1 protein-coding gene is annotated in these 1,499 nt (G+C 71.0%); it reads right to left on the bottom strand.

The genetic code is table 11. The annotated features are described in order from the left end of the window. Positions 1-189: 189 nt before the first annotated feature. Complete coding sequence (locus tag A3IC_RS54665; protein WP_020550948.1) at positions 190-984, bottom strand: sigma-70 family RNA polymerase sigma factor; 795 nt, start codon at positions 982-984, stop codon at positions 190-192. Positions 985-1,499 lie beyond the last annotated feature (515 nt).

The following is a 1,499-nucleotide window of genomic DNA, read 5'->3' as shown; positions in this document are numbered from 1 at the left end:
GTTTGTCGCCTGTCCGCGCCGCCCGAGTGCGACGCACGAACCTCACAACGACGCCCGACCCCCCAGGGCAACCACCCGATGCGCACGTTCACTCGAACGCGGGGAAATCCGGCCGCGGCCCGGCGAGCGGGACGGAAACGGCGACCTTGCGAGAACGGCCTGCCGGCCGGGTCGGTCGAGGCCCCGCGCTCAGGTCGTGACGAGCATTCCTTCGCGCAGGGTGGTGAAAGCGTGGGTGAGGAGTCGGGAGACGTGCATCTGGGACAGGCCGAGGCGTTGGCCGATTTCGGCCTGGGTGAGGTCGTCCCAGAAGCGGAGCTTGAGGATGCGCCGGTCCCGCTCACCGAGTGCGGCGATCAGCGGACGCAACGACTCACGGTCGACGACGAGTTCCAGGGCCGGATCCGGCGCCCCTCGCCGCTCGTGTCCGGTGCCGGCGTCCCCGCCGTCGCCCCCGGTGGGCGCGTCCAGGGAGTCCGACCGCAAGGCGGTGCCCAGTTCCAGACCCACGCGGACCCGATCCTCGTCCTCGCCCAGCTCGGCGGCGAGTTCGGCCACGGTGGGTTCGCGGCCCAGTCGGGTGCAGAGGTCGTCGCGGGTGCGGACCAGGCGCAGGTAGAGCTCCTGTTCGCCGCGGCGGGCGTGGACTGCCCAGGTGTGGTCGCGGAAGTAGCGTTTGAGTTCGCCGGAGATGGTGGGGATGGCGTAGGCGAGAAATCCGGCGCCGTGGCCGGGACGGTAGCCGTCGACGGCCTTGATCAGCCCGATGGCGGCGACTTGGCGCAGGTCCTCGCGCAGGTCGACGCGTTGCGTGTAACGGTGGCAGGCGCGGGTGACCAGGTTGAGGTTGTCCTCGACGATCTCGTTGCGCAGCGCGGCATGCGCATGGGTACCCGGTTCCAGGGTAACGAGGCGGAGGAGGTTGCGATCGGTGTCCGTACGCAGGCGGTCGAGGGTGTCGTGGCTGCGGCGGGGAGGGGTCATTGCGGGATGGTCCTCCGAACGGGTGTGCGCCGGATGCCGGGGGCCGTCGGGAAGGGCGGGCTCGGGAGGACCCGGGGCGGGGCCGTTCGTCGATGCCTTCCACCTCGCGGCCCGTCCACACCTGTTCCGGGCGGACGGATTCGAACGCACACGCGGCCGACGGAAGCGTGGCCCACATGCACCACACCACCCGTCGAGGCGCGTTGTCGTGTCACACTCCCGCCGACCCTGTGATAACAGGGACGATCTCAGGGAAACACAGTCGAACCGGGACTTCTCGGCGACACGGCATCGGTCGGGCGGGCCCCGGGCGCGGGTACGGCCGTTCGGGCGACTCGGGCCCGATCAGGGCTTGGCCCCCGGGCGGGACGGGCGCCGGGTCGCGTGCCCGTTCCCCGTCGACACCGTTGATCCGCCGCACGAGTGAACGTGCGCATCGGGTGGTTGCCCTGGGGGGTCGGGCGTCGTTGTGAGGTTCGTGCGTCGCACTCGGGCGGCGCGGACAGGCGACAAAC

The sequence above is a fragment of the Embleya scabrispora DSM 41855 genome, from assembly GCF_000372745.1.
In the GTDB taxonomy this organism is placed as follows: Bacteria; Actinomycetota; Actinomycetes; order Streptomycetales; family Streptomycetaceae; genus Embleya; species Embleya scabrispora.
Note: the sequence above shows the minus strand (reverse complement) of the source record. Positions and strands in the feature narration are given on the sequence as shown.

Excerpts from the sequence above, each read along its gene's own strand:
- A3IC_RS54665 (WP_020550948.1), bottom strand. The coding sequence starts at position 984 with ATGACCCCTCCCCGCCGCAGCCACGACACCCTCGACCGCCTGCGTACG.